Genomic DNA, 25,550 nt, shown 5'->3' with positions numbered 1-25,550 from the left:
CCGGGGGTCAGCGGTGACGCCGGTCACGTCGTCGTGGGCCCGGTCCCGCGTCGGCGGCGCTCCAGGTAGGCCCGCTCGGCCTCGCTCCCGGCCAGCTCGGCGGCCCGGCCGTACTCGGTGGCCGCCTCGGCGGCGCGGCCCAGGCGGCGCAGCAGGTCGGCGCGGACGGCGTGCAGCACGTGATAGCGGTCGAGACCGAGGGCGTCGACCAGGTCCAGCGCGACGGCCGGCCCCTCCGTCTCCGCCACGGCGACCGCCCGGTTCAGCGCGACGACCGGGGACGGCGCCACGGCCATCAGCTGGTCGTACAGGCGCAGGATCTGCGCCCAGTCGGTGGCCCCGGCGGTGGGCGCGTCGCTGTGCACGGCGTGGATCGCGGCCTGGATCTGGTACGGCCCGGGCCGGCCGCGCCGCAGGCAGCGCCGGACCAGGTCCTGGCCTTCGGCGATCAGCTCGCGGTCCCACAGCGTGCGGTCCTGCTCGGGCAGCGGCACGAGGACGCCGTCCGCGCCGTGCCGGGCCGGCCGCCGGGACTCGGTCAGCAGCATCAGCGCGAGCAGGCCGGTGACCTCGGGTTCCTCCGGCATCAGCGCCGCGAGCAGCCGGCCGAGGCGCAGGGCCTCCGCGCACAGGGCGGGGTCACCGGTGTAGCCCTCGTTGAAGATCAGGTAGACGACCGCGAGGACGCCGCCGAGCCGTTCGGGCAGGTCGGCGTCGCGGGGAACCCGGTACGGGATGCCCGCGTCGCGGATCTTGGCCTTGGCCCGCACCACGCGCTGGGCGAGGGTCGGTTCCGGCACCAGGAAGGCGCGGGCGATCTGGGCGGTGCCGAGTCCGCCGAGGAGGCGGAGGGTGAGGGCGACCCGGGCCTGGAGGGCGAGCGCGGGGTGGCAGCAGGTGAAGATCAGCCGGAGCCGGTCGTCGCGCACGGGGCCCTCGTCGGGCGGTGCGTCGGGCGCGTGCAGCCGGGCGGCCTCCAGGTGGCGGGCGTCCCGGGAGGACTCGCGGCGGAACCGGTCGATCGCCTTGTTGCGGGCGGTGGTGATGATCCAGCCGGCCGGGCTCGGCGGCACCCCGGTCTGCGGCCAGGTGCGTACGGCGGTGGTGAAGGCGTCCTGCACCGCCTCCTCGGCGAGGTCGATGTCACCGAGGCAGCGGACGAGGACGGAGACCGCGCGTCCGTACTCGGCGCGGAAGACGGCCTCGACGTCGACGGTGTCCGGCATGGGCGCCCGTACCCTTCTGTCCGATCACGCCGCGCCCCGGACGGCACCGGCCGCGGGTGGGGTGCGGCCCGGCGGGCGGCAGCGGTCCTGCCGTGGCCGGCCGTCGGAAGCGTACGGGCTCGATCACGCCGAGCACCGCAGACAGGCGCGGACTTCCCGGCCGCCGCACGTCTGGTGGACCTCGGTCGACTGCGCGAGGGAGTCGACGATGCCGGTGCCGCGCCCGTGCTCGTCCGGCGCCATGTCGTGGCGGACGCGCTCGACCGCCGTTCCGGAGTCGCTGACCACGATGTGCAGGGTGCCGCCGTCGAGGGCGAGCAGCAGCGTCATGCGTTCGCGGCCGTACTGGGCGGCGTTGGCGGCGAGTTCGTCGACGATGAGGACGGCGGAGTCCCGGTCGCTCTCGGGCACGCGCCAGCACTCCAGCAGCTCCGCCGCGAGATGACGGGCGGCGGGGACATGCGCTTCCTGCGCGGGCAGGGTGAGTGTCGCCTGGCGCCGGCAGGACGGTGCGGCGAGGGGGCCGGCACGGGCGGAATCGGTCACGTACATGGTCTTCCGGCTCTTCTGCGTGGGAACCTGCGGATGAGGACTCACTAAGTTCTACGGGCGACGAGCGGATATGGTTCGAGCGATTCGCCCCTTTTGCGCAACTTCTTTGGCGTGAGCTCACTCCTCACGCCCGGATCGTGACCAGCTTCTGGCCGTTTCCCGCGACGATCTCGAAGTGCTCGATGGCCGCCGGGGACAGGGGGACCGCGCCCGGGACGGTGGTGCCGGCCGGGTACTCGCCCGCCCGCCAGGTGGCGGCGTCCGCCCTGGTTCCACCGGGGCCGACCGCCTGCAGCCGGCAGGTGATGCCGGCGGGGGCGCCCCGGGCGGAGATCTGCAGCACACTCCCCCACGCCGAGGGTGAGACCCGCACGATGGCGGTGACGCCGGTGCCGGGGTCGCTTCCGGCGAAGACGCGCGCCGGAGCGGGCGTGACCGGTGCGGGCTGTCTCGCCTGCCCGGCCACGGATCCGCTGATCGCCAGCCAGGTGCCGCCGGCCGCCGCGCCGGCGACCAGCGTCAGCGAGGCGACCGCACCGGCCAGTTGCCGCCGCCACGTCCTGCGGCGCCTGGCGGCGGCCTGGTCGAGCAGCCGGTCGAGCAGCCCCGGCTCCGGAGCCCGGGGCACCTCGGCCGTGCCGGCCGGCGCCTGGGGTTCGCCCCCGGCGCTCTCCGCCGCCCGGCGCACCAGCCGGTCCGCCGGGTCCTCCGCACCGACGGGCTCGGGCCGGCCCTCGGCCTCCGCCGCGGTGACCGTCGCGAGCAGCGCCGGAAGCCCGGCCAGCTCGGCGTGTTCCGCCCGGCACGCGTCGCATTCCGCGAGGTGCGCACGCACCTGTGCGGTCTCCGCCGGGGACAGCGCGCCCAGGACGTACCCGCCCAGCGACAGCCGGAGGGCGTCGTGGTCGTCAGGGTCCGCGTTCATGGCCGGCACCTCCTCCACGCCGTGGTCATGGCCCGATGCCCCGTTCCCGCAGTGCCAGCTTCAGGGCGTGCAGGGCGTAGTACGACCGCGACTTGACGGTGCCCGGCGGGATGCCCAGCACCCGCGCGGCCTCCGCCACGGTCCGGCCCCGGTAGTACGTCTCCAGCAGTACGGCGCGGTGGTCCGCGGACAGCGTCCGGATGGCGTCGGCCACGGCCCAGCTCTGCAGTGCCTGCTCGATCCGGTCCTCGCCCGGCGTCTGATCCGCCGCCCGCTCCAGGGCGTCGCCGCCCACCTCCGCCGGCCTCGCCTGCCGGGCCCGGTGCGCGTCGATGACCAGGCGCCGGGCGACCGTGCACAGCCAGGCGCGCGCCGGACCGCGTTCCGGGTCGAACGCGGCGGGGTGCTGCCATGCCCGCAGCAACGTCTCCTGCACGACATCCTCGGCCCACTGCCGGTCTCCTGACGTCAGTCGCAGCACGTAGTGGAAGAGAGGGCCCGCGTGCTCGGCGTACAGGGCCCGGAGCAGTTCCTCGTCCGTGGTCGAAATGGTCCCGTTACCCGAGACACGGCGCCCGGAGCGATTCGGATCGGCCGCCTCGCCACGCTTTCGGGCACTCCATGGCATAAGCAGATCATCACGCATATGCACTGGTTTGTCGTGCCATACCCAGGCTGTGCCGGGAAATCCCCAAAAACATGTGTATCCACCGAACCCCACGACACCGCCGCCCGTGAAACCAGGCATGAGCTGTCGTAGGCGGCATCACCTGATCAGTGGGGAATGAACATCATGTACCTGAACTTCCGCTCCCCGGGGCGCCGATCGCGCGGTGCGGCCGGGCTGGCCGTCGCCACCGCCGGCGCACTGGGACTCCTGAGCGCGTGCGGCCAGCCGCCCCGCTCCTCGGACACCGGCCCCCTCACGCCGGGCCCGGGTCAGCATCGGCTCGCCGGGATGCCCGGCTCCTCGGCGTCCCCCGGCATGACCATGTCCACTTCCCCGCCGGGCAGGAGCACAGCGGCGACGCCGGTGGCCGCGGACACGGTGGCGATCAAGAACTTCGCCTTCTCCCCGGCCACGCTGAGGGTCAAGGCGGGCACGACGGTGACCTGGACCAATCAGGACACCGACGCCCACACCGTCACCAGCACCGGCCCGGGCGGCCCGCTGCACTCGCCCGCCCTCGCCACGCACGGCACCTACACCCACACGTTCACCAAGCCGGGCAGCTACGCCTACGTCTGCACCATCCATCCGTTCATGACCGGCACGGTGGAGGTGACCTCATGACCGAGCACGACATGACCGCGTACGACGATCAGCCGGGCCGGGAACCGGCGGGCGGCGCGGAGCGGCCCGCTGCGGAGCACGGCATGACCCGGCGCCAACTCATGCGTCACGCGGGGTGGTTCGGTGGCGCCGTCGTGCTCACGGTGGCCGGCGGCGAGGTGTTCAGCCATGTGGCCGGCCCCCAGGACGCCACCGCCCGGGCCGCCGCGGCACCGGGCAATGCTCTGCGGTTCGTGCAGGTCTCCGACAGTCACATCGGCTTCCAGGGCCCGGCCAACACCGACGTGGCCGGCTCGTTCGCCGAGGCGATCCGCCAGGTCAACGGGCTCGGGTTCAGGCCCGACTTCGTCATGCACAGCGGCGACCTGACCCACCTGTCAACGGCGGGGCAGTTCGACCAGGTCAGGCAGATGATGACCGGGCTGCGGACGGACCGTGTCTTCACCGTGCCGGGCGAGCACGACTCCATCGGCGACGCGGGCCGTACCTACCGGCAGGTGTTCGGCCGGGGCACGCTCGGCGACGGCTGGTACAGCTTCGACACCCACGGTGTGCACTTCGTCGCCCTGGTCAACACGCTGAGCCTGGAGAAGCTCGGTCATCTCGGCACCGAGCAGATCGATTTCGTCCGCAGGGACCTCGCGGGCCTGCCGTCGGACACCCCTGTGGTGGTCTTCAGCCACATCCCGCTCTTCGCCATGTACCCGAAGTGGGGCTGGAGCACGGACGACGCGCTGAAGGTGATCGCGCTCCTGCGCCGCTTCTCCTCGGTCACCTGCCTCAACGGACACGTCCACCAGCTGTTCACCAAGACGGAGGGCAACATCACCTTCCACTCGGCCACCACGACCGCCTACCCGCTGCCCGAGCCGGGGCGGGCACCCGCCCCGACTCCGCAGGTCGTGCCCGCCCGGCAGCTGAAGCACGCGCTCGGCATCCGCACCGTGGACTACCGGCGGGGAGACCAGCGGCTGGCGGTCAGGGACGAGAGGCTGGCATGAGGCTAGTGCTGGTCCACGAAGGGCCGTACCTCGATCGGCAGTGTCGTGGCCAGGGCGGCCTTGCGGCCCCACTCCAGGGCCTCGTCGAGGTCGGCGGCCCTGATCAGGCACAGCCCGCCCAGGTACTCCTTGCCCTCGGCGTACGGGCCGTCGGTGATGAGCACCTCGCCGTCCTCGGGGCGCAGCACGGTGGCGGTCTCCGGGCCGTGCAGACCGCCGGCGAACACCCAGGCCCCGGCGGCGCGCAGCTCGTCGTTGAAGGCCTGGACGTCGCGCATGATCGCGGCGAGCGCGTCGGGGGCGGGCGGGGTCGCGCCGGTCGGCTGGACCACGCTGAGCAGGTAGTGCTTCATGATGTCCTCCTCGATGACTTCAGGGTCTCTCGGATGCGAGACACCTCCTACACGAACGGCCGGTCCCCGGATCGACACGGCGCCGGAAGAAATCTTCGGAAGAATCTCCGGTATGACAGCCACCACCGCGCACCCGCTCCTCGACCGCGCCGAGCGGCTCGCCACGGACCTGCTGATCCCCGAGGCCGAGCGGGTGGACCAGGAGGGCGTGCCGACGAGCCACATCGAGGCGGTGAAGCGGGCGGGGCTGCTCGGGGCGGGCGCCCCGGTCGCGTACGGCGGCTCGGGCGCGCCACCGGACGTGGTCCGCCGGATCGCGGAGATCCTGGCCGGAGCGTGCTGTTCGACGTGGTTCGTGCAGACCCAGCACCACACGCCCGTGCAGATCCTGGCGCAGAGCGAACTCCCGGTCCGGGAACGGCTGTTGGGTCCGCTGTCGCGGGGCGAGCTGATGTCCGGGGTGGCGTACGCGCATCTGCGGTCGTATCCGCGCGTCCCGGTGCGCGTCCGCCGGGAGGGCGGCGGCTGGCGCTTCGACGGGACCGTGCCCTGGTACACCGGGTGGGGCCTGAACGACGTGATGCTGCTCGCCGGGGTGACCGACGCGGGCGAGGCGCTGCTCGCGTTCGCCGAGGCGCGCGACCAGCCGGGGCTGCGCGCCTCGCAGCCGATGCGCCTCGCGGCGCTCACCGCCGCGCGCACGGTGTCACTGGAGCTGACCGGACTGCGGCTGCCCGAGGAGTCGGTGGCGCTGCGGACGCCGTACGAGCGACTGGCGCCCCGGGACCGGGCCAGGACGCTGAACGCGGGCCCCGCGGTCTTCGGCCTCAGCGAGGCCGCCCTGTCCCTGCTGGACGCGCGGACGGCGGCCCCGCTCACGGCCCGGCTCGCCGACGTCCGCCGCCGGGCCTACGCCCTGGCCGATCATCCCGAGCCGCTGGAGCGGGTCGCGGAACGGCTGGCGGTGCGCGCGGAGGCGTACGAGGTGCTGCGTACGGCCACCACGGCGGCCGTGGTGGCCGGGGGCGGCCGCTCCATGGCCCTGACGAGCCGTGCCCAGCGCCTCGCCCGCGAGGCGCTGTTCCTGCTGGTGCAGGGGCAGACGGCCGAGACCCGGGCGGCGCATCTGCGGGCGCTGGCAGGTGCCTGAGCCGGGGCCTCGCCGTCAGCGGCGCCGCAGCACGCCCTGGGCGAGTGCGTGGGTGCCGGCCGCCGCCACGGCGGCGAAGGCGAGGCCCTGGGCCACGTCCCGTGGCCGGGCCGGGCGCAGGACGCCGGAGCGGCGCAGCCGGCCACGGGCCCACACGGTGAACGGGAGGACGACCAGGGGCGTGGTCGCGGAGCCCGGTGTGTAGCCGCGCATGACCGCCGCCTGGGCCAGATGGACCAGTCCGTGCAGGCCGAAGGCGTTGAGCGCGGTCTGGTAGACGGCGGACCGGCCCCCGGTGCGGTGGCCGTCGGCGCACGCGGCGGCCAGCACCACCGCCATCGCGCCGACGGCGGTGCCGAACTCCCGCGCGTCCACGGCCTCCAGCCGCCGCCACACGGACTCCGGCACCCGGGGGAACCGCTTGCGCAGCTCCGGCACCTGGGTGCGCACCCAGCGCGGCACCATGACCACTTCCTCGGTGTCGTGCACGGCCCACGCGGCCAGCAGTCCCCAGGTGACGGCCCCGGCGACGTCGTTCGGTCCTCGTGTCATGAACCCGCAGTCTGCCAGGGCGGGTTGGTCAGCTCGCGAACGGCACCTGGGCCGAGGGAGCGGCCGCGTGGCCGTCGGGATGCGTCCACAGCCCCCGCGCGGCGAGCCGCGGCAGCACCCCCTCGCCGAACCAGTACGCCTCCTCCAGGTGCGGGTAGCCGGAGAGCACGAACTCCTCGATCCCCAGGGCGTGGTACTCCTCGATCCGCTCGGCGACCTCGTCGTGGCTGCCGACCAGCGCGGTGCCCGCGCCGCCGCGCACCAGACCGATCCCCGCCCACAGGTTGGGGTGGATCTCCAGGCTCTCCCGGCTGCCGCCGTGCAGGGCGAGCATGCGCTGCTGGCCCTCCGACTCGCTGCGCGCGAGCCCCGCCTGCACGGCCTGGACCGTCTCCGGGTCGAAGCCGTCGAGCAGCCGGTCGGCCTCCGCCCAGGCCTGCGCCGAGCTGTCGCGGGTGATCACGTGCAGCCGGATGCCGAAGCGGAGGGTCCGGCCGTACTCGGCGGCCAGCCTGCGGATCCAGGCGATCTTCCCGGCGACCTGGGCGGGCGGCTCGCCCCAGGTCAGGTACACGTCGGCGTACCGGGCCGCGACCTCGCCCGCGGCCGGCGAGGAGCCACCGAAGTACACCTCCGGCACCGGATCGGGCACCCGGCTCAGCCTGGCGTCCTCGACGCGCAGGTGCTCCCCGTGCAGGTCGACGCTCTTGCCGTCCCACAGGTCCCGCACGATGTGCAGGAATTCGCCGGTACGGCGGTACCGGGCGTCCTTGTCGAGGAAGTCGCCGTAGGCCCGCTGCTCGTGGCTCTCGCCGCCGGTGACCACGTTCAGCAGCAGCCGTCCGCCGGTCTGCCGCTGGAAGGTGGACGCCATCTGCGCGGCGAGCGTCGGCGAGACGAAGCCGGGCCGGAAGGCGACGAGGAACTTCAGCCGTTCGGAGTTCTGGCTGACCATGGCCGTGGTCAGCCACGCGTCCTCGCACCAGGCGCCGGTCGGGGTGAGCGCGCCGGTGAAGCCGAGGTCCTCGGCGGCCCGGGCGATCTGGCTCAGGTAGGCGACCGTCGGGGGCCGGTCCCGGCCGGAGGCGGTGGCCGGGGTGCCGTGGCCGCCGCCGACGACATGGCGGCTGTCGCCGTTGGTGGGCAGGAACCAGTGGAAGGTGAGGGACACGTGGGTCTCCGTTCGCGAGTGTCCGTCAGAGCAGACCGTGCCGGGGCGGCCGGGTTCCGCCGAGCACGTACCGGCCGATGTGCTGGACCTTCCAGCGGGCCGGGTCGTGCAGGGTGTGGGTGCGGGCGTCCCGCCAATACCGGTGCAGGTTGAGGGAGTTGAGGGCCGAGCGGGTGCCGGCCACCTCGAACAGGGCGCTCGCCACGTCCACCGCGGCCTCGGCCGCCCGCACCTTGGCGGCGGCCACCGCGATGGACGCCTCGGCCGCCGAGTCGTCGGTGAGGTGGTCGCGGGCCGCGTCGACCGTGCGGGCGGCCTCCTTCAGCAGTGCCTCGGCCGACCGCACCTGGAGGGCGAGTTCGCCGAAGCGCTGGATCAGGAGCGGATCCTCGGCGGCGGTCTCGGCCCCGCTCTCGAACCAGGGCCGGCTCTTGGTGCGGACGAACTCCGCCGCCTGGGCGAGCGCTCCCGAGGCGATGCCGGTGTCGATGGCGGCGTGCAGCAACTGGGCGACCGCCCCGTGCAGTTGGGGCCCCTGGAAGGTGAGGTGGTGCGGCAGGACACGGTCGGCGGGCACGGGTACGGCGTCCAGGCGGACGGTCCCGCTGGCCGTCGTCCGCTGGCCCATGCCGTCCCAGTCGTCGGCCACGCTCACCCCGGGGGCGTCCCGGGGGACGTACGCGACGTGCAGGTTGTCGTCCTCGGCGCGGGCCAGCACCGGGATCCAGTCGGCGAACAGCGCTCCGGTGCTGTAGTGCTTGACGCCGCTCAGCAGGTACGACCCGTCGGGGCGCGGCTCCAGGCGGGTGCGGATGTCCTGGACGTGCCGGGTGCCGGCCTCGGACTGCGCGTTGCCGAAGCGGCGCCCGGCCAGCAGCTCTGCGAAGAAGAACTTCCGCTGCTGTTCGGTGCCCTGACGGCGGATCACATTGACGTAGACGAAGTGGCTCTGCGGGATCTGGGCGAGGCTGCCGTCGGCCGAGCCGAGCAGCCGGAAGATCTCCGCCAGGGTCGCGGCCCGTACGTCGGCGCCGCCGTGCTCGGCGGGCACGGTCACGGCGAGCAGCCCGGAGGCGGACAGCCGGTCCACCTCGGCCCGGGGCAGCCGCCGCTGTGCGTCCCGCTCGGCGGCCCCGGCGCGGAACTCGGCGGCCAGGGCCTCGGCGACGGCGAGCGCCTCGGCGTCGTCGGCGATCACGTGTGCGGTCATGACGGTCAGCCCGCCGCCGCCAGCACCGGGGTGCGGCCGAGGGCGGCGGAGAACTGGTCCACCACCTGCCCCAGCGCCTCGGCGGTGGCCGGGGCGACGGTCACCGAGCCGTCCTCGCGCACGGTGATGTCCTTGTCGAGGGTGAACCAGCCCTGGACGACATGGGCGGCGCCCATGGAGGTGAGCACCGGGCGCAGCGCGTAGTCGATGGCGAGGACATGGGCGGTGGAGCCGCCGGTGGCCAGCGGGAGCACGGTCTTGCCGGTGAGCGCGTACTGCGGGAGCAGGTCGAGCAGCGCCTTGAGGACCCCGGAGTACGACGCCTTGTAGATGGGTGTGCCGATCAGGACGCCGTCGGCGCCGGCGAACAGCTCGGTGGCCCGGGCGATGGCCGGGTGCCGGAAGTCGGCGCCGAGCAGGGCCTCGGCCGGGATGGTGCGGACGTCCAGCGGGATCACCTCGTGGCCCTGGGCGGTCAGCCGCTGGTCCAGGTGGCGCAGCAGGCGGCCGGTGCGCGAGGAGGCGGAGGGGCTGCCGGAGACGGACAGGACGGTGGCCATGGGTGCCTCGTTTCTGGGGTGCGCCGGGCGCCCGTGCGGGGACGGGCGCCCGGGGAGGAAATCGGTCAGGAGTACCAGGTGGGTTCGGGCAGTTCGCCCTCGAGGACCCAGCGGCCGACCTCGCGGCGCTTGTAGGCGACGGGGTCGTGCAGGGTGTGGGTGCGCACGTTGCGCCAGAAGCGGTCCAGGCCCTCCGCGGTGGCGGTGGAGCGGGCGCCGGTCACCTCGAAGATGCGGCTGGTGATCTCCAGCGCGGCCTCGGTGGCGCGGGCCTTCACCGCGGCCACCCGTACCTCGAACTCCCCGCGCGCCTGGGCGGTGACCGCGTCGGGATCGTCGTGCAGCCTCTGCCCCTCGGCGGCGACCGCGTCGGCGAGCGCCTCCACGGCCCAGAGCTTGGCGGTGAGGTCGCCGTAGGTGTCGATGACGTAGGGCTCGTCGACCGCGCGCTCATGGCCGCCGTGCAGCCAGGAGCGGGACCTGGTACGGGTGTAGGTGGCCGCGGTCTGCAGCGCGCCGGCGGCGATGCCGAGGTAGAAGTTCGCGAAGACGAGCTGGATGGTGGGGACGTTGAGGGTGTTGTAGACCCGGGGCCGGAACTCCTTGCCGACATATCCAGCCGCTGTCGCCCACGGGGTGCGGACGCCGGCGAGGGTGACGCTGCCGCTCTCGGTGAGCCGCTGGCCGACGTTGTCCCAGTCGTCGTGGAAGGTCAGGCCCGGGGAGTCGGAGGGCACGATGGCGAAGACGTGCTTGTCGGTGCCCTCGAAGACGCCTTCCAGGACGGTGACGTCGGAGACCCTGCTGCCGGTGGAGAAGGACTTGCGGCCGGTGAAGACCAGGTCGTCGCCGTCCTCGGTGACGGTCACGTCCTTGTCGCGCGGGTTGACGGCGCCACCGAAGAACCAGCGGCCGCGGGAGGCCTCGGCCTCCACCTGCTCCCACTGCTCGCGGGTGCCGACCAGACGGGCGGCCCAGAACCACAGGTAGTGGTAGCCGAGGAGCTGTCCGATCGAGCCGTCGGCCTTGGCGATCTCCCGGACGACCCGGTAGGCCGTCGGCCAGTCCTGGCCCCCGCCGCCGTGCTCGACGGGACCGAGCAGGGTGACGAGTCCGGAGTCCTTCAGCAGCCGGACCTCGGCGTGCGGGGTGGCGCCGGCCCGGTCGCGGGCGGCGGCGTCGGTGGCGAGGACGGCGGCCACCTCGGTGGCGCGGGTGATCCAGTCCTGGGCGGTGGCGGGGGTGGGGCGGGTGGACCAGTCGGTGGGTACGGGCGTGCTGCTCATGCTGGGTCGACCTCTTTCTCGCGGTGCGGCGCGAAGGGCGGGGGCAGGTCAGGCGTGGGCCGGGACGGACTCGGGCTCGCTGTCGGGGAGTTGGGCCTCCAGTTCCCGTACGAGGGGCAGCACGCGCTTGCCGAAGTACTCGACCTCCTCGTGGTAGTGCAGGAAGCCGAGCAGGAGGAGGTCGACGCCGAGCTTCTTGTAGGCGACGACGCGTTCGGCGATCTGCTCCGGGGTGCCGATGAGCCCGGTGCGGAAGCCGTCGTTGTACTGGACCAGGTCCTCGAAGGCGGAGTCCTGCCACATGCCCTTCTTGTCGGCGGTGGACTGCCCCGCCTGCTTCACGGCCGCGCCGAACCCCTCCACCGCCTCGGTGTCGGCCTTGGCGACGATCTCGCGCAGCGTCTCGCGGGCCTCGGCCTCGGTGTCCCGGGCGATGAGGAAGCCGTTGAGGCCGAACTTCGGTGCCGTGCGGCCCGCTTCGGCGGCGGCCGCGCGGACGTCGGCGATCTGCTCGACGACGCCGTCGAAGTCCTTGCCGTTGGAGAAGTACCAGTCGGAGACCCGGCCGGCCATCCGCCGGGCGGCGGTGGAGTTGCCGCCCTGGAAGATCTCCGGGTGCGGGCGCTCGGGGGTGTTGAGCGGCTTGGGCTTGAGGGAGAAGTCCCGCAACCGGTAGAAGTCACCGGCGAGTTCGGCGTGGTCCTCGGTCCAGATGCTGCGCAGGGCGGTGATGAACTCCTCGGAGCGGCGGTAGCGTTCGTCGTGCTCCAGCCAGGGCTCGCCCAGCGCGGTGAACTCGCCCTTGAACCAGCCCGACACGACGTTGACGGCGAAGCGGCCGCCCGACAGGTGGTCGGCGGTGGCGCCGAGCTTGGCGAGGACACCGGGGTGCCACAGCCCGGGGTGGACGGCGGCGATGACCTTGAGGCGCTGGGTGGCGAGCAGCAGGGCGAGGCTGAAGCTGGTCGACTCGTGCTGGTACTCGGCGCCGTAGCTGGCCATGTAGCGGACCTGGCTGAGGGCGTACTCGAAGCCGTTGTTCTCGGCGAGGACGGCGAGTTCGCGGTTGTAGTCGTATCCCCAGTCGGTGCGTTGTTCGATCGTGCTGGTGACGAGTCCCCCGCTGACGTTGGGGACCCAGTAGGCGAATTTCACGGGCGCTGCGGGCATGCGGAACTCCTGGTGCGGAATTGCTCGGTGGCGTTTTCCGGGCATGCCGAATTCCGGGCGCGGGAATGGGCCGGGAATTCGGGCGGTGCCGGAGAGGGAGCGGAGAGCGGCGAATCGACGGGAAGAGTCGGGGGATCAGGCCGCGGCGCAACAGGAGGCGCTGGAGACGCGCGCGAGGTCGACATGGCGTCGCCGCGTGAGGTCCAGTCGCATCGTCATGCCGTCGATCGTGGCAGCCGCCGGTGAGGGCCGTCAAGGAAAACCCGACCGGTCTCGTATCGCGGACCATTGAATTTCACGAAGGTGTGACAGGAAAACCCTTGAACCCGGCCCGTGTGCGCACGCATTCTGCGGCGGTGCGGACCGAACAGCTGGAATACATAGCGGCCGTGACCCGGCTCGGCTCACTGCGCCGGGCGGCCGACGAACTGCGCCTGTCCCAGCCCGCGTTGAGCGAGACCGTGCGCAATCTGGAACGGGAACTCGGTGTCGACCTGCTGGAGCGGAAACGGTCGGGGGCCACGATGAGCGCGGCCGGCCGGGAACTGCTGCCGCACATCGTGAGCGTGCTGGAGGCGGTGGACCGGCTGCGGGCGGCGGCCGGCGAGCAGCACCGCATCAGCCGCATGGTGCGCGTCGGCACGGTCAACGCGGCGACCGTGCCGCTGCTGATTCCGGTGCTGCGGCGGTTCCGGTCGGCACACCCGGTCACCCAGGTGGAGGTGGTGGGCGCACAGCAGACGGAGATCCAGCGCGGGCTCGCCGAGGGCGGGTTCGACCTGGGGCTGGTCAATCACCTGGACGGCGACGACGTGCCGGCCGGCATGGAGTCCACGGAACTGCTGCGCGGCCGCCCGGTGGTGTGCCTGCGCCCGGACAGTCCGCTCGCCCGGCTCCGGGTGGTCGGCGTGGAGGACCTGCTCGGAGTGCCCCTGATCGCGATGCGGACCGGGTATGTGATGCACCGGTACGTGCACCGGCTGCTGTCCGGCCGTACGCCGGCGTTCTCCTACTCCACCGACGGCGCGGAGATGGGCAAGCTGATGGTCGCCGAGGGGCTCGGGGCGACGGTGCTGCCGGACTTCAGTGTCGTCGGGGATCCGCTGGAGCGGTCCGGCACGATCACCTGCCGGCCGATCGCCGACGGCACCACCCGGGTGCTGCTGATGCTGCAGCGCCGGCGCGCGGAGTCGGTGCCGCGGGCGGCCCGCGACCTGCACGCGGCGTTCGTGCGCCGGGCGCGGGAACTGGCGGAGGCGGCAGAGGCGGACACATGCAGAGGCCTACACATAAAGAAAAAATAAGAGCAAACTGGGCGTATGCGGTGGTAACCGCACAGCGCACCAGACGCAGTCTGGCCTGCACAGTCAAAGGAGACGAGTCATGGCCAACCTGCACAGGGGTGATCTATCGACCCACCCCGATGTCTCCGAAATGCGGGAACGCTACGCCCGCATGCTCGGTGGTCGTGATGTGGCACTCGTGGACGGCCCGGTCTTCCTGCTCGGGCTCTACTGCGCCGCATCGCCGTGGATAGTGCACTACACGACGAGCCAGCCCGCGCTGATGACCCACAACCTGATCATGGGCATCGCGATAGGTCTGCTGGCACTGGGATTCACCCGGGCCCCCGAGCGGATGTACGGCCTCAGCTGGGCCATGTGCGCCATGGGCATCTGGATGATCATCGCCCCCTGGATCGTGGGCAGCGGCCCGGACAAGGGAGTGATCATCAACAACGTCATCATCGGCGCACTGGCGCTCGTACTCGGCCTGGTCTGTGCCGGTACGGCGGCGCGGAGCACCCCCAGGCCGTAAGGGAGACGCGAGGAAAGGACACGAAAGAGAACCGGTGGGAGGGAGGCCGGTCCGCAGGGCGGGCCGGCCTCCCTCCGCGTCCGCTCAGCGGCCCGGCACCAGCCAGGGCTGCTGCGGCAGGGTACGGCCGGTCTCCAGCAGCGACTTCAGGTTCGACAGCACGGCCGGCCAGCCGGCGGCGGCGCCCGAGCGCTCGCCCTCGTCGCGCAGGTCCTCGTGGACGACGGTCAGCCGGACGATGTCCTCGTACGGCTGGATCTCGAAGGTGACGCGGGAGTGCCGGTCCTCCCGGCCCTCGTCGTCGGGCGCCGCCCAGGTGGTCACCAGCCGGGTGGGCGGCTCGCTCTCCACCACCCTGCCGACCACGTCCTCGACGCCCGAGCCGTCGGTGCGCACGTGCGCCCAGCGGGAGCCGGGCCGCCAGTCGGACTCGTTGCGGTGGCCCCAGTAGGCGGCCGTGAGGCCGGGGTCGGTCAGCGCCTCCCAGACCTTCTCGGGGGTGCTCGCGATGTAGGTGACGTACACGAAACTCGGCTTGTCGGTCATGGCTTCCTCGGCTCGTCGCTTCAGGTCGCCGAGCGCGGCGAGGCGCGGGCGCTCGAACTTGTCGATCCACCGCTCCTGGATCTCGTGGAGCGGTACGGGGTTGAGGTAGTGCAGCTTCTCCCGCCCCCGCCGCACCGTGCCGATCAGATTGGCGGCCTGAAGGACCGCCAGATGCTGGGTGACCGACTGACGCGTCATGGCGATGCGCTCGCACAGCTCACCCAGGGTCTGGCCGTTGTTCTCGTGGAGCCGGTCCAGCAGGCGTCTGCGCGTGTCGTCGGCCAGCGCCTTGAAGACCTTGTCCATCCCGGTGTCGTCTTCTGATCGCACACGCAACGTTATGCAGGCAATCACTTGCATGTCAAGCACGAGCGGGCCCGACCGGCCCGGCGTGGGACTCCCACGGCCCGGGATGCCGGTGAGGACCGCGCGCACGGCACGCAGCCGAACGCGCCCGCGCCGCGCGCACCCCGAAGAAGCTGTCCGACCGTCGCTCGTCACGGGCTTGTCGATCAGCTCACGGGGGCCACGTCCGGGTCCGTGCCGGCCAGGTACTCCTCGCTGATCTCCTTCTCCCCGAACGGCCAGACCTTCTCCAGCCGGGCCCAGACGGCGAAGGCCACGCAGCCGAGGGCCAGCCAGGCCAGGGACCACTCGATGGGGTGGCGGCCCGGGGAGTTCCGGTCCGCGTAGCCGTAGATCACGCACCAGCCGGCGAACGCGAGGAGGCTCGGCAGCGGGTACAGCCACATCCGGTACGGGCGGCGCAGATCCGGCTGACGTCGCCGCAGCACGGTGAGCGCCACGATCTGGGCGAGCGCCTGGACGATCACCATGACCGTGGTGAGCAACTGGATCAGGGTCGCGAGGTCGGTGTGCCGGCCGATCAGGAAGCCGACGGCGGTGATCACACCCATGGTCGCGAGGCCCAGCGCCGGGAAGCGGTGTTTGGGGTGGAGCTTCTCGTACGGCCGGAAGAAGACGCGGTCGCGGGCGGCGTCGTAGGGCACCCGGGAGCCGCCGAGCAGGCCGGTGAAGACCGAGGCGAAGGCCGTGATCAGGATCAGCACGGTGACCGTGTCGGCGGCACCCTTTCCCCAGGTCTTCTCCAGCACCGCCGAGGCGACGGAGGTGGCGGCGATGTCGTGCGGGTCGGTCATCCGGCGCCAGTCGACGACACCGAGGGTGCCGATCTGCAGGAGCAGGTAGATCGCCATGATGCCGAGGATGGACAGGAGGATCGAGCGCGGGAGGGTACGGCCGGGGTCCTTGATCTCGGCGCCCATGTACGCGGTGGTGTTGTAGCCGAGGTAGTCGTAGATGCCGATGGTCAGTCCGGCGGCGAAGCCGAGCCAGAAGTGGTCGCTCGTCAGGTCGAAGGCGCCCGCCGGGTAGGTGAAGGCCAGGTGCGGGCTGAAGTCCGAGGCCGCGGCGGCGATCACCAGCAGCACCGAGGCGATCATCACCGTCCACATCACGGCGGTGATCCGGGCGATGTGCTCGATGCCACGCCAGAGCAGGAGCACCACCAGGGCGATGACGCCGAGGCCGATCAGATCGCCCGCTCCCTGCCCCAGATGTGGGGCCAGATAGCCCAGGTACTGGACGAAGCCGACCACGCCCGTGGACATGATCAGCGGGATGAAGAGCATCGCCGTCCACACGAAGAGGAACGGCATCAGCCGGCCCGTGCGGTACTGGAAGGCCTGGCGCAGATACACGTAACTGCCGCCCGAGCCGGGCATCGAGGCGCCCAGCTCGGCCCAGACCAGCCCGTCGCACAGTGCGAGCACGGCGCCCGCGACGAAGCCGATGACCGCCTGCGGACCACCGAACGCGGTGACCATCAGCGGGATCGTGACGAACGGCCCGATGCCGCACATCTGGCTCATGTTGATGGCCGTGGCCTGGAACAGGCCGACACGGCGGACGAAACCACCCGTGGGCGGCGGGCTACCGGACATGGGGACTCCTGACGCGACGGGCGTCCTCGACGGCACCCGATGGCTGACTGGCCGATAAAGTTAAGGAGCCTTACTAGAGGCGTCAAGTATGCGCCGTGAATAGCCGAGAATGGCCTGATGACCGTCAGTGACGCCGCAGAAGAGCAGGAACAGCCCTGGAGCCGGCGCCGGCTGCGCAGCACGAACGAGCGGCTGCTGCTGGACCGGCTGCGCGCCCTCGGCGCGGCGTCGCGCGCCCAACTGGCCCGGGAGACCGGCCTGTCGAAGCCGACGGTCTCCAGCGCACTGGCCTCCCTGGAGGGGGCCGGACTGGTGCACGAGGTCGGCACCCACGCCCCGGACCGCGGCCGCACCGCCGTGCTCTACGCCCCCGACCCGGCCGCCGGGTACGCGCTCGGCGTGGACATCGGCCGCGGCTGGCTGCGGGTGGCGGTGGCCGACCTGGACGGCACGGTCGTCGCCCGGGCCGACGTACGCAACCGGGCCCGCGCCTCCGCCGCGCTGGCCGACCTGGTCGTGGGCACCGCCCGGCAGGTGATCGGCAATTCGGGGGTGGACCCGGCCGAGGTGGTGCACGGGGTGGTCGGCACGCCCGGTGTCTACGACGAGAAGCAGCGGCGGGTGCGGTACGCGATGCATCTGCCGGGCTGGGGGCGCGCGGGGCTCGTCGACCGGATGCGCGAGGAACTGGGCGTACCGCTGGAGGTGCACAACGACGCCAATCTGGCGGCGCTCGGCGAGTACTCGTACGGCGTCGGCACCGGCAGCCGGCTCTTCGCCTACATCCTGATCGGCACCGGACTGGGCATGGGCGTCGTCAGCGAGGGCCGGCTGTTCACGGGGGCGCACGGGCTGGCCGGTGAGATCGGCTTCCTGCCCTGGCCGGGCCGGCAGAAGCCGGAGCGGCTGGAGGACGCGGTGTCGGGGGTGGCCGTGGTGGAGGCCGCCCGGGAGTTCGGGATGAGCGGGCAGCTGACGGCGAAGGCGGTCTTCGACGCGGCCCGGCAGGGCAATCCGGCCGCCCTGCGGGCGGTGGAGCTGGAGGCCGGGCGGATCGCGCACACCGTGGCGGCCGCCGCCGCGGTGCTGGACCCGGACCTGGTGGTGCTCGGCGGCGGTGTCGGCCACAGCGTCGACCTGCTGCTGCGCCCGGTGCAGGAGCGGGTGCGCGCCCTCACCCCGCTGCGGCCGCGGATCGCGCCGAGCCGGCTCGGCGAGGACGCGGTGCTGCTCGGCGCGGTGGCCACGGCCCTGGGCACCGCGCGGGACCTGGTGTTCGAGCGCAGGACGGCCGGAACCTGACGGGCCGACGGCGCCGCCGCACACCGTCGTTGACATCACCCGGGACGCGCCCTAGCTTGAGCCAGGTTAGTAAAGTTTCCTAACTTTACGAGCCCTGGAGCCCCGCCATGTTCCCTCGCCCCGCCCTCGGACGCCGGTACGCCGTCACCGCGCTGGTCCTCTGCCTGCTCGGCTCCCTGAGCGGCGGCGCGTGGGCCGGCGCCCGGCAGCCCGCACCACCGCACGGACCCGCCCGGATCACCCGCGTCCCCAGCGCCGCCGGCACCGCCACACCGCTCGCCGGTTACGCCATCCAGTCCTCGGCGAAGGTGAGCGGCTCCCCCGCCGCCCTCTCCTCCCCCGGTTACCCGGCGAAGGGCTGGTATCCGGCGGGGCCCCGCTCGACGGTCCTGGCCGCGCTGCTCGCGGACGGCGTGTACGCCGACCCGTTCTTCTCCACCGACCAGCAGAAGATCCCGAAGGCCGACTTCGAGGTCCCCTGGTGGTACCGCTCCGACTTCACCGTGGCGGACACCGCGCGCCGCACCCTCCTCGACTTCAGCGGGGTGATCTCGGCGGCCGACGTCTATGTGAACGGCCATCAGGTGGCGCGGGCCGCGGACGTCACCGGTGCCTACACCCACCACGAGCTGGACGTCACCCCGCTGGTCGGGCCCGGCAGCAACACGGTCGCCTTCCGCGTCCGGCCCAACGATCCGAACGCCGACCTCACCATGGGCTGGATCGACTGGCTCCAGCCGCCGCCCGACCGGAACATGGGCGTCGTCCGGGACGTCCTGGTGCGCAGGGGCGGCCCGGTGGCGCTGCGCGACACGCACGTGGTCACCGGGCTCGCCGTGCCGTCGCTCGCCTCGGCCGACGTGACCGTGACAGCACAGGCGCGCAACGACACCGATACGGCGGTCACCGCCGAGGTCACCGGGCGCATCGGCGCGACCGTCTTCACCCGGCGGGTCCCGCTCGCCGCCCACGAGACGAAGACCGTCGCCTTCTCCCCCGCCGACACCCCGGGCCTGCATCTCACCTCGCCGAAGGTGTGGTGGCCTGCCGGGATGGGCGGGCAGCCGCTGTACGACCTCGACCTCACCGCGTCCGTCGCCGGTACGACGTCCGACACCGCGCACGAGAGCTTCGGCATCCGCGACGTCCGGGCGCCGCTGAACGCGGACGGCGCGCGCCAGTACCGGATCAACGGCCGCAGGCTGCTCATCAAGGGCGGCGGCTGGTCGCCCGACGAGTTCCTGCGCTGGGATGGCACCTACACCGAGGACCGGCTGAAGTACGCCCTCGACCTCGGCCTGAACACGATCCGTCTGGAAGGGCACCTGGAGCCCGGCGAGTTCTTCGACCTGGCCGACCGCTACGGCATCCTCGTCCTGCCGGGGTGGGAGTGCTGCGACAAGTGGGAAGGCCAGGTCAACGGGAGCGAGACCGGCGACAGGTGGACCGAGGCCGACTATCCGGTGGCGCGGGCCTCCATGGCCGCCGAGGCCGCCCGGCTGCGCGACCACCCGAGCGTGATCTCCTTCCTGATCGGCAGCGACTTCGCACCCGACGCGAGGATCGAGAAGACCTACCTGGACGCCCTGAAGGCCGCCGACTGGCCCGACCCGGTGGTCTCCGCGGCTTCCGACAACTCCTCACCTCAGCTGGGGCGTTCGGGCCTGAAGATGACCGGTCCGTACGACTGGGTGCCGCCCGGCTACTGGTACGCCAAGCGCGAGGGCGGGGCCACCGGCTTCAACTCCGAGACCAGCGCGGGCCCCGCCATCCCCACGCTCGACACCCTGCGCCGGATGCTGACCCCGGCCGAACTGGACACCCTCTGGAAGGACCCGGACGCCCGGCAGTACCACCGCTCACCGTCCCCGGTCTTCGGCACGCTCAAGATCTACGACGCGGCCCTCACCGGCCGTTACGGCGCCCCGAAGAGCCTCACCGACTATGTGCGCAAGGCTCAGCTGGCCCAGTACGAGAACGTCCGCGCCCAGTTCGAGGCGTACCAGCGCAATGCGACGGACGCCTCGAAGCCCTCGACCGGAGTGATCCACTGGATGTTCGACAGCGGCTGGACGTCCCTCCACTGGCAGCTGACGGACCGTTACCTGGATCAGGGCGGCGCCTACTTCGGCGCGAAGAAGGCGAACGAACAGCTGCACATCCAGTACGCGTACGACGACCGCTCGGTCGTCGTCGTCAACCACCGGCACGCCTCCGCGACCGGACTCACCGCCCGGGCCACGCTGTTCGACCCCGACGGCACGCAGCGGTACGACAGGACGGTCAGCGGCCTGGCGGTGGGGGGCGACGGGGCGCACGGCACCGCCCTCACGCTGCCGTCCTCGGTGAGCGGGCTGCCGCCGACGTATCTGCTGCGCCTGGTCCTGACGGACGCGGACGGCAAGGAGGTCAGCCGCAACGTGTACTGGCTCTCCACCCGGCCCGACACCCTCGACTGGTCCGGCACCACCTGGTACTACACGCCGACGACGAGCTACGCCGACCTCACCGGGCTCGCCGCGATGGCGCGGGTGCCGGTGTCGGTGACGGCGGCGACCGAGTCGTCCGACGGCACCTCGACCACAACGGTCACCCTGCGCAACTCCGGCAGCGGGAAGACCTCGGCGCTGCTGACGGACGTCCACCTCGTGGACGCGCGGGGCAGGCCGGTGCTTCCGGTGCGCTGGTCGGAGAACGAGGTGAGCCTGTGGCCGGGCGAGTCGGTGACGCTGACCGCCATCTGCCGCACGGCCGATCTGCACGGCTCGGCGCCGGGGGTGCGGGTCTCCGGCTGGAACACCCCGGAGCGTACGGTGCCGGCGGCCCGACGGAACGGGGGCGGACCGGTACGGCCCGCCCCCGGGCGATTCAGCCGACGTTGAGCGCGGTGTCGTCCAGGACGAACGACGTCTGGTACTGGGAGCCCTCGGTGCCGGTGAACTTCAGCGTGACGGTCTGCCCGGCGTAGCCGCTGAGGTCGAAGCTGTGCTGGGTGTAGCCGGAGGCGGCGTTGAGGTTCGAGTACGTCGCCAGGGTGCCGAGGACCGTGCCCGAGCTGCTCAGCACCTGCACCTTGAGGGTGTCGTAGGCGGTGCTGGTCGAGGTCTCGGCCGTGTCGACGTGCAGATAGAAGCTGAGCGTCGCCGACGAGCAGCCGGACGGGATGGTCACCGACTGGGACAGGGTGTCGGTGGTGGCGGTGCCGTAGCCGTCGAGCCAGGCGTAGTACGAGCCCGAACGGGCGGACTCGCCGGTTGAGTTGGTGATGACTCCGCTGGATCCGCTCCACGTCGTGTCGCCGGACTCGAAGCCGTTGTTGCCCAGGAGCTGGGCGGCGGTGCAGGTGCCGGTGCCGCCACCGCCTCCCCCGCCGCTGCTGGTGCCCGAACCGGCCAGCCATGCGGTGGCGTTGAGGGCGAGGGCGGCGTTGGTGGCGCTGGAGTCGTTCCAGCCGTCGTACAGGGTGTTGCCGGACTGGCCGGTGCCGTCGTCGATCGGCGAGCTGTCGCCCCAGAAGGCGACGCGGCCGCTGCCGAAGGCGCTGGTCAGGAAGAAGGCTCCGGTGTTGCCGGAGTAACCGGTGCGGTACAGCAGGCCCTTGACGGCGGAGTTGTCGGCGGGTTTGAGGGTGGCGGTGGTGCCGTTGGCGATCAGGCTCTTGGTGACGGTGCCGAAGGAGCCGTGCAGCACCGGGTCGGTGCTGTCGCTGATCGCGGCCGGGTGGTCGGAGCCGATGTTCAGCGAGTCGATGGAGAAGCCGAACGGGTCGGTGGAGTCGACGCTGTTGTTCGTCATCAGGTCGTTCAGGATCTTGACCGCGTCGTAGCCGTCGTTGTTGCGGTCGGCTCCGGTGTGGTCGGAGATCATGAACAGGCCGCCGCCGTTCTTCACGAAGTTCATGATCGCCGTCTTCTCGGCGCTGGTGAACAGCGTGTTGGGCTCCGGCAGGACCAGCGTGTCGAAGTTCGACAGGTCGGTGGCGGACGAGCCGCCGTAGCTGAGGCTGGAGCCCGACGGCAGCGTCTTCAGGCTGTAGCCGCCGGTCTTCTGCAGCGCCACGCCCCAGGAGGACAGGGCGCCGGTCCAGTCGGTCTCGGCGGACGGGGAGGAGTCCTGGCCGAGCGGGTCGGGCTGGCTGGTGGAGATGATCCAGTCGGCGTTGCCGGCCGTCTCGGCGTGGGCGTTGTCGAACAGGATGCGGTGGGTGGTCGCCGCGTGGGCGGCGGTGCCGCTGCCGACCTGGACGGCGGCTCCGGTGAGGAGCAGCCCGAAACCGGCCAGAGCGGTGGTGAGTCTGCGGCGGGATCTCCTGGATCCGAGCATCCGGCGAACCTCCATGAGGGGTGGGGAGAGGCGGTGCGGGCGCCAAGTCTGCGCGCGTAGAGCCCGCTTGAGGGTTCTACACGCGTCGAGTGGTTGAAAGGTACATGGCATGAAGCCCGGATGAACAGAAAGTCCCGGCAATAACCGGAGCGGACTGCCTCCGCTTACAGCGGGCAGATGACTGAGGGGAGTGATGACCAAAGGGGTGCACATGGAGATCTCGGGCATCATCAGTGCCATCGTCATCGGGCTCGTCATCGGGGTGCTGGGGCGCCTGGTCGTCCCCGGACGCCAGCACATCGGCATCCTGTGGACCATCGTGGTCGGCATCGTGGCCGCGCTGCTGGGCTCGGCGATCGCCGCCGGGTTCGGGGTCGCGGACACCAAGGGACCCGACTGGATCGAGTGGTTCATCCAGATCGCCCTGGCCGCGGTCGGGATCGCCGCGCTGGACCGGTCCCGGCTACGTCGCTGACCCGGCGTCAGCTGCCGTACAGGTACGGCGTCGTGGTGCTCAGCGCGTGGAAGCCGAGGCGCTCGAGGATCGGACGGCTCATGGCGGAGGCGTCGACCTGGAGGTAGCGGTAGCCGTGCGCGGCGGCGACGCGGGCGCGGTGGGCGACCAGGGCGCGGTAGACGCCCCGGCCCCGCCAGGCCTCGACGGTGCCGCCGCCCCACAGCCCGGCGAACCGGGTCCCGGGGACCAGTTCCATCCGGGCGGCGCTCACGGGTTCGTCCCCGGCCAGCGCGACCACGGCGACGACCGTGCCCGGGTCGGCGGCCAGGCGGGCGAGCAGGCGGTGCCGCAGCCTGCCGCCGTCCGTGCCGAAAGCCTTCTCGTGGACGTCCACGACGAGGTCGATACCGGCCGGGTCGGTGACCCGCACGAGACGGACGCCCTCGGGAGGTTCGGCGTCCACGGCGAGCCGGCCGGTCTCGCCGATCATCAGTGTCTCCTCGGGCTCGGCCCGGAATCCGGCCGCGGCGAGCCGGGCACCGAGGTCGTCCGGCCGGTCGTGGCCGTAGAGCTTCCACTCGAAGTCGCGGCCGAGTCCGGTGAAGTACGCGACCTGCTCGTGGATCGCCCGGTCCGCGCCCGCCGCGTCCAGTGCGGACCACAGGACGCCGTTCCACCCCTGCGCGTCCGTGACCTGACGCACCACCGCGCCGGCCCGTTCGATCCGGGCAGCGGGACCGTCGGGAGCCGCGTTCTCGCGCACGTCACGGTCGTAGAGGGCGAGCACCGCCGAGTGATCCATGCCCCGACTCGACCATGCCGGACTGGCCCGGGGCAACGGAATTACCTCTCCCGGACCTCCGGGCGTACGGCGGCCAGGCAGGCGTCGAGCCGGTCGCGGTCGCGGGCCAGGCGGTCGATGCGGGCCTGGATGCGGTCGATGCGCCCCTGGAGCAGGGCGGCCGTCCCGGGGGTCACGCACTCGGCGAGCGGGTGCAGCTCGCCCGGCCCCGAGAGGTACGGCAGGATCGCCCGGATCATCCCGGTGGTCAGGCCGGCGTCCAGCAGCCCGCGGATCTGCTGGACGCCGACGACCGCGGGCTCGGGGTAGCCGCGGTAGCCGTTGTCGCCGCGTCCGGGGTGGAGCAGGCCCTGTTCCTCGTAGTAGCGCGGCAGGTCCCCGACAGGGCTTGCGGACACCGAGCGGGTGTGGCGCCCCGGCAGGCGCGGCGAAGACGCTCCCGGGGCCTCAGCCCAGTTCGAGCGTGGTCACGCCGAACACCCGGTGCCGGGCGTGCTCACGGACCGGCCCGGTGTACATGCGGGCGGTCTCGAACGAGGCCTGGAATCCCGCCTCCTCGGCCAGCGCGACACCGGCCGCGTTCGGCTCGGGCACGTCGATGGCGACCGCGCGCCCCGCAGCCTCGGCCATGAGGGCGGCGAACAGCGCGCGGGCGTCGTCCGCGGTGTCCGCGAAGAGGGGGCCGACGCGCAGGGTGTCGTGGCCGGGGCGGAGTACGCCGTAGCCGGTGAGGCGGGCGCCGTCGTGCCGGACGAAGGCCCGGTGTCCGGGGCCGGTGAGCCACGCGGCGAGGAAACTCGGCCGGTCGGCCGGGTGGCAGGCGCTGTCGTAGGCGGTGATCGCGGCGAGGTCGGCGGGTCCGGCCGGACGGACGCCCTCAGGCGTCCCGGACTCGGGCGCCGTACCGGTGAACCGGACGGTGCGGTAGGCGAGTTCGAACCCGGACTGCCGGTAGTTGTCCTGCTGGGCGACGACGCCGTCCAGGCCGACGGTGCGGTCGCCGGCGTGGGCGAGGGCGGTCTTCCAGGTGGTCAGGCCGTGGCCCCGGCCGCGCAGGTCGGGGCGGACGAGGTAGCAGCCCAGGAAGGCGTACCGCGGGCCGTGGTTCACCACGGAGATGGCCGACACCGGCTCCCCGTCGATCCGGCCGAGGAAGAAGCCGTCGGGATCCTGCGCGAAGAACGCGGGCCCGTCGGACCGTCCGGGGTTCCAGCCCTCCGCCGCCGCCCATCCGGCGATCACCGGCCAGTCGGCGAGGGTGGCCTGGGTGACGACGAGGTCGTGGGGGGCCGCAGAGGTCATCGATGCGCTCCATTTCCGTCGGGACCGGACTGCCGTGCCGCATCCTTCCGGATCAACGGGGGCCGCGCCACGCGGAGATCGGCCGTTGCGGCCGCCGCGCACCGGCCATCGAGGGCACGCAGCAACGCCGGCGCCGACACCAGCACGAACACCCCGAAGAGGGTGATGGGCAGCAGCCCCACCGGGTGCAGCAGCCGCGCCGGATCCGCTTTCACCCGGGGCCAGTCGACATACCAGTTGGCGAGGACGTCGAGCGTCATCACGGCAGCCGCGAGCCGGATGCCCGAGGGCCGCGCCCGCAGCGTCAGGAGGACGGCCAGGGGGTCGAGGGCGACCAGGGCGGTGAAGAACACCTGCAACGGCACCGGGCCGAAGGCGGCGTAGGCGTGGAGTCCGCCCCGCACCAGATCGGCGGCATGGGAGCAGGCCCCCTCCAGGAATCCGCCGGCGTACAGCACGAGGACCAGGCGTGCCCGGCGCGGCAGCGCCCGCCACCGTCCGCGTGTACCGTCCGTCACCCGGTCAACCTACTGCACGGCGCCACCGCCGGGTCGCACCGGGCCCCACCGGCCGGTGTCCGGTGGGG

The 25,550-nt window shown here is 72.4% G+C and carries 27 protein-coding genes; 8 read left to right on the top strand and 19 right to left on the bottom strand.

Annotation, left to right across the window (positions count from 1 at the left end; all coding sequences use genetic code 11):
- Window positions 1–23: 23 nt before the first annotated feature.
- The 4 genes from ABB07_RS35300 to ABB07_RS35285 all read right to left on the bottom strand — a co-directional run bounded on the left by ABB07_RS35300 (window position 24) and on the right by ABB07_RS35285 (window position 3,331).
- A complete protein-coding gene (locus ABB07_RS35300) occupies window positions 24–1,226 on the bottom strand; it encodes an RNA polymerase sigma factor (RefSeq protein WP_208902518.1) in 1,203 nt (400 codons plus the stop codon).
- 123 nt (window positions 1,227–1,349) lie between these two features.
- The gene (locus ABB07_RS35295; RefSeq protein WP_208902517.1) at window positions 1,350–1,778 is read right to left on the bottom strand and encodes an ATP-binding protein; all 429 of its coding nucleotides are present in this window, start codon (window positions 1,776–1,778) and stop codon (window positions 1,350–1,352) included.
- A gap of 124 nt (window positions 1,779–1,902) precedes the next feature.
- Window positions 1,903–2,703, bottom strand: a complete 801-nt coding sequence (locus ABB07_RS35290; RefSeq protein ID WP_208902516.1) for a zf-HC2 domain-containing protein — start codon at window positions 2,701–2,703, stop codon at window positions 1,903–1,905.
- Between the two features lie 25 nt (window positions 2,704–2,728).
- Complete coding sequence (locus ABB07_RS35285; RefSeq protein ID WP_244189624.1) at window positions 2,729–3,331, bottom strand: sigma-70 family RNA polymerase sigma factor; 603 nt, start codon at window positions 3,329–3,331, stop codon at window positions 2,729–2,731.
- Between the two features lie 165 nt (window positions 3,332–3,496).
- On the opposite strand from ABB07_RS35285, the gene ABB07_RS41170 reads away from it, so the two are divergent.
- Window positions 3,497–3,997: a cupredoxin domain-containing protein gene (locus ABB07_RS41170; RefSeq protein WP_244189623.1), complete on the top strand. Its 501-nt coding sequence runs from the start codon at window positions 3,497–3,499 to the stop codon at window positions 3,995–3,997.
- Window positions 3,994–4,998, top strand: coding sequence for a metallophosphoesterase family protein (locus tag ABB07_RS35275; RefSeq protein WP_244189622.1), 1,005 nt, complete (start codon window positions 3,994–3,996; stop codon window positions 4,996–4,998). The genes ABB07_RS41170 and ABB07_RS35275 overlap by 4 nt, the downstream gene beginning before the upstream one ends.
- Window positions 4,999–5,000: 2 nt before the next feature.
- Here the strand turns inward: ABB07_RS35275 and ABB07_RS35270 are convergent, their stop codons facing one another.
- Window positions 5,001–5,351: a YciI family protein gene (locus ABB07_RS35270; protein ID WP_208902514.1), complete on the bottom strand. Its 351-nt coding sequence runs from the start codon at window positions 5,349–5,351 to the stop codon at window positions 5,001–5,003.
- A gap of 112 nt (window positions 5,352–5,463) precedes the next feature.
- On the opposite strand from ABB07_RS35270, the gene ABB07_RS35265 reads away from it, so the two are divergent.
- On the top strand, window positions 5,464–6,501 hold the full coding sequence (locus ABB07_RS35265) for an acyl-CoA dehydrogenase family protein (RefSeq protein WP_208902513.1): 1,038 nt from the start codon (window positions 5,464–5,466) through the stop codon (window positions 6,499–6,501).
- A 15-nt stretch (window positions 6,502–6,516) separates the two neighbouring features.
- Here the strand turns inward: ABB07_RS35265 and ABB07_RS35260 are convergent, their stop codons facing one another.
- From ABB07_RS35260 to ABB07_RS42110, 7 genes are all read right to left on the bottom strand, one after another.
- Window positions 6,517–7,053, bottom strand: a complete 537-nt coding sequence (locus tag ABB07_RS35260; RefSeq protein WP_208902512.1) for an HXXEE domain-containing protein — start codon at window positions 7,051–7,053, stop codon at window positions 6,517–6,519.
- 28 nt (window positions 7,054–7,081) lie between these two features.
- A complete protein-coding gene (locus tag ABB07_RS35255) occupies window positions 7,082–8,224 on the bottom strand; it encodes an LLM class flavin-dependent oxidoreductase (protein ID WP_208902511.1) in 1,143 nt (380 codons plus the stop codon).
- Between the two features lie 25 nt (window positions 8,225–8,249).
- Window positions 8,250–9,434 (bottom strand): SfnB family sulfur acquisition oxidoreductase, encoded by a 1,185-nt coding sequence (locus ABB07_RS35250; protein WP_208902510.1) that lies wholly within the window; start codon window positions 9,432–9,434, stop codon window positions 8,250–8,252.
- 5 nt (window positions 9,435–9,439) lie between these two features.
- The gene (ssuE, locus tag ABB07_RS35245) at window positions 9,440–9,994 is read right to left on the bottom strand and encodes an NADPH-dependent FMN reductase (protein WP_208902509.1); all 555 of its coding nucleotides are present in this window, start codon (window positions 9,992–9,994) and stop codon (window positions 9,440–9,442) included.
- 65 nt (window positions 9,995–10,059) lie between these two features.
- Window positions 10,060–11,280 carry an acyl-CoA dehydrogenase family protein gene (locus ABB07_RS35240; protein ID WP_208902508.1) on the bottom strand — a complete coding sequence of 407 codons (1,221 nt, stop codon included), beginning with the start codon at window positions 11,278–11,280 and terminating at the stop codon, window positions 10,060–10,062.
- Window positions 11,281–11,328: 48 nt separating this feature from the next.
- The gene (gene sfnG, locus ABB07_RS35235; RefSeq protein ID WP_208902507.1) at window positions 11,329–12,450 is read right to left on the bottom strand and encodes a dimethylsulfone monooxygenase SfnG; all 1,122 of its coding nucleotides are present in this window, start codon (window positions 12,448–12,450) and stop codon (window positions 11,329–11,331) included.
- A gap of 135 nt (window positions 12,451–12,585) precedes the next feature.
- The gene (locus ABB07_RS42110; protein ID WP_350786652.1) at window positions 12,586–12,663 is read right to left on the bottom strand and encodes a putative leader peptide; all 78 of its coding nucleotides are present in this window, start codon (window positions 12,661–12,663) and stop codon (window positions 12,586–12,588) included.
- A gap of 143 nt (window positions 12,664–12,806) precedes the next feature.
- On the opposite strand from ABB07_RS42110, the gene ABB07_RS35230 reads away from it, so the two are divergent.
- Window positions 12,807–13,754, top strand: coding sequence for a LysR family transcriptional regulator (locus ABB07_RS35230; RefSeq protein WP_208902506.1), 948 nt, complete (start codon window positions 12,807–12,809; stop codon window positions 13,752–13,754).
- Window positions 13,755–13,833: 79 nt separating this feature from the next.
- The gene (locus tag ABB07_RS35225) at window positions 13,834–14,268 is read left to right on the top strand and encodes an SPW repeat protein (protein ID WP_208902505.1); all 435 of its coding nucleotides are present in this window, start codon (window positions 13,834–13,836) and stop codon (window positions 14,266–14,268) included.
- An 84-nt stretch (window positions 14,269–14,352) separates the two neighbouring features.
- Here ABB07_RS35225 and ABB07_RS35220 read toward each other — a convergent pair whose 3' ends face one another.
- Both ABB07_RS35220 and ABB07_RS35215 read right to left on the bottom strand, forming a co-directional pair.
- Window positions 14,353–15,120 (bottom strand): ArsR/SmtB family transcription factor, encoded by a 768-nt coding sequence (locus ABB07_RS35220; RefSeq protein WP_208903750.1) that lies wholly within the window; start codon window positions 15,118–15,120, stop codon window positions 14,353–14,355.
- Window positions 15,121–15,326: 206 nt separating this feature from the next.
- Window positions 15,327–16,778 (bottom strand): APC family permease, encoded by a 1,452-nt coding sequence (locus ABB07_RS35215; protein ID WP_208902504.1) that lies wholly within the window; start codon window positions 16,776–16,778, stop codon window positions 15,327–15,329.
- A 117-nt stretch (window positions 16,779–16,895) separates the two neighbouring features.
- Here ABB07_RS35215 and ABB07_RS35210 point away from each other — a divergent pair, with 117 nt between their 5' ends.
- Both ABB07_RS35210 and ABB07_RS35205 read left to right on the top strand, forming a co-directional pair.
- Window positions 16,896–18,080, top strand: a complete 1,185-nt coding sequence (locus ABB07_RS35210; RefSeq protein WP_208902503.1) for an ROK family transcriptional regulator — start codon at window positions 16,896–16,898, stop codon at window positions 18,078–18,080.
- 107 nt (window positions 18,081–18,187) lie between these two features.
- Window positions 18,188–20,962 carry a glycoside hydrolase family 2 protein gene (locus tag ABB07_RS35205; protein WP_208902502.1) on the top strand — a complete coding sequence of 925 codons (2,775 nt, stop codon included), beginning with the start codon at window positions 18,188–18,190 and terminating at the stop codon, window positions 20,960–20,962.
- On the opposite strand, the gene ABB07_RS35200 is transcribed toward ABB07_RS35205, so the two are convergent.
- Window positions 20,949–22,403: a M6 family metallopeptidase gene (locus tag ABB07_RS35200; RefSeq protein ID WP_208902501.1), complete on the bottom strand. Its 1,455-nt coding sequence runs from the start codon at window positions 22,401–22,403 to the stop codon at window positions 20,949–20,951. The two genes, ABB07_RS35205 and ABB07_RS35200, sit on opposite strands and share 14 nt — an antisense overlap.
- A gap of 211 nt (window positions 22,404–22,614) precedes the next feature.
- Here ABB07_RS35200 and ABB07_RS35195 point away from each other — a divergent pair, with 211 nt between their 5' ends.
- Complete coding sequence (locus ABB07_RS35195) at window positions 22,615–22,878, top strand: GlsB/YeaQ/YmgE family stress response membrane protein (RefSeq protein ID WP_208903749.1); 264 nt, start codon at window positions 22,615–22,617, stop codon at window positions 22,876–22,878.
- 7 nt (window positions 22,879–22,885) lie between these two features.
- Here ABB07_RS35195 and ABB07_RS35190 read toward each other — a convergent pair whose 3' ends face one another.
- From ABB07_RS35190 to ABB07_RS35175, 4 genes are read right to left on the bottom strand one after another with little or no spacing between them, the layout of a single operon-like run.
- Window positions 22,886–23,662: a GNAT family N-acetyltransferase gene (locus tag ABB07_RS35190; RefSeq protein WP_208902500.1), complete on the bottom strand. Its 777-nt coding sequence runs from the start codon at window positions 23,660–23,662 to the stop codon at window positions 22,886–22,888.
- Window positions 23,663–23,703: 41 nt separating this feature from the next.
- Window positions 23,704–24,060, bottom strand: coding sequence for a MerR family transcriptional regulator (locus tag ABB07_RS35185; protein WP_208902499.1), 357 nt, complete (start codon window positions 24,058–24,060; stop codon window positions 23,704–23,706).
- A 49-nt stretch (window positions 24,061–24,109) separates the two neighbouring features.
- Window positions 24,110–24,964, bottom strand: coding sequence for a GNAT family N-acetyltransferase (locus ABB07_RS35180; RefSeq protein WP_208902498.1), 855 nt, complete (start codon window positions 24,962–24,964; stop codon window positions 24,110–24,112).
- Complete coding sequence (locus ABB07_RS35175) at window positions 24,961–25,482, bottom strand: hypothetical protein (protein WP_244189621.1); 522 nt, start codon at window positions 25,480–25,482, stop codon at window positions 24,961–24,963. The genes ABB07_RS35180 and ABB07_RS35175 overlap by 4 nt, the downstream gene beginning before the upstream one ends.
- Window positions 25,483–25,550 lie beyond the last annotated feature (68 nt).

Origin of the sequence: Streptomyces incarnatus, assembly GCF_001027185.1 — a bacterium.
GTDB classification, from domain to species: domain Bacteria; phylum Actinomycetota; class Actinomycetes; order Streptomycetales; family Streptomycetaceae; genus Streptomyces; species Streptomyces puniciscabiei.
This window is presented reverse-complemented; position numbering and strand designations above follow the sequence as displayed.

Coding starts and splice junctions, on each gene's coding strand:
- sfnG (WP_208902507.1), bottom strand. CDS start 12,450: ATGCCCGCAGCGCCCGTGAAATTCGCCTACTGGGTCCCCAACGTCAGC.
- ABB07_RS35180 (WP_208902498.1), bottom strand. CDS start 24,964: ATGACCTCTGCGGCCCCCCACGACCTCGTCGTCACCCAGGCCACCCTC.
- ABB07_RS35225 (WP_208902505.1), top strand. CDS start 13,834: ATGGCCAACCTGCACAGGGGTGATCTATCGACCCACCCCGATGTCTCC.
- ABB07_RS35215 (WP_208902504.1), bottom strand. CDS start 16,778: ATGTCCGGTAGCCCGCCGCCCACGGGTGGTTTCGTCCGCCGTGTCGGC.
- ABB07_RS35275 (WP_244189622.1), top strand. CDS start 3,994: ATGACCGAGCACGACATGACCGCGTACGACGATCAGCCGGGCCGGGAA.
- ABB07_RS35290 (WP_208902516.1), bottom strand. CDS start 2,703: ATGAACGCGGACCCTGACGACCACGACGCCCTCCGGCTGTCGCTGGGC.
- ssuE (WP_208902509.1), bottom strand. CDS start 9,994: ATGGCCACCGTCCTGTCCGTCTCCGGCAGCCCCTCCGCCTCCTCGCGC.
- ABB07_RS35250 (WP_208902510.1), bottom strand. CDS start 9,434: ATGACCGCACACGTGATCGCCGACGACGCCGAGGCGCTCGCCGTCGCC.
- ABB07_RS42110 (WP_350786652.1), bottom strand. CDS start 12,663: ATGCGACTGGACCTCACGCGGCGACGCCATGTCGACCTCGCGCGCGTC.
- ABB07_RS35260 (WP_208902512.1), bottom strand. CDS start 7,053: ATGACACGAGGACCGAACGACGTCGCCGGGGCCGTCACCTGGGGACTG.
- ABB07_RS35240 (WP_208902508.1), bottom strand. CDS start 11,280: ATGAGCAGCACGCCCGTACCCACCGACTGGTCCACCCGCCCCACCCCC.
- ABB07_RS35210 (WP_208902503.1), top strand. CDS start 16,896: ATGACCGTCAGTGACGCCGCAGAAGAGCAGGAACAGCCCTGGAGCCGG.
- ABB07_RS35285 (WP_244189624.1), bottom strand. CDS start 3,331: ATGCCATGGAGTGCCCGAAAGCGTGGCGAGGCGGCCGATCCGAATCGC.
- ABB07_RS35295 (WP_208902517.1), bottom strand. CDS start 1,778: ATGTACGTGACCGATTCCGCCCGTGCCGGCCCCCTCGCCGCACCGTCC.
- ABB07_RS41170 (WP_244189623.1), top strand. CDS start 3,497: ATGTACCTGAACTTCCGCTCCCCGGGGCGCCGATCGCGCGGTGCGGCC.
- ABB07_RS35265 (WP_208902513.1), top strand. CDS start 5,464: ATGACAGCCACCACCGCGCACCCGCTCCTCGACCGCGCCGAGCGGCTC.
- ABB07_RS35205 (WP_208902502.1), top strand. CDS start 18,188: ATGTTCCCTCGCCCCGCCCTCGGACGCCGGTACGCCGTCACCGCGCTG.
- ABB07_RS35195 (WP_208903749.1), top strand. CDS start 22,615: ATGGAGATCTCGGGCATCATCAGTGCCATCGTCATCGGGCTCGTCATC.
- ABB07_RS35190 (WP_208902500.1), bottom strand. CDS start 23,662: ATGGATCACTCGGCGGTGCTCGCCCTCTACGACCGTGACGTGCGCGAG.
- ABB07_RS35220 (WP_208903750.1), bottom strand. CDS start 15,120: ATGGACAAGGTCTTCAAGGCGCTGGCCGACGACACGCGCAGACGCCTG.
- ABB07_RS35270 (WP_208902514.1), bottom strand. CDS start 5,351: ATGAAGCACTACCTGCTCAGCGTGGTCCAGCCGACCGGCGCGACCCCG.
- ABB07_RS35200 (WP_208902501.1), bottom strand. CDS start 22,403: ATGCTCGGATCCAGGAGATCCCGCCGCAGACTCACCACCGCTCTGGCC.
- ABB07_RS35300 (WP_208902518.1), bottom strand. CDS start 1,226: ATGCCGGACACCGTCGACGTCGAGGCCGTCTTCCGCGCCGAGTACGGA.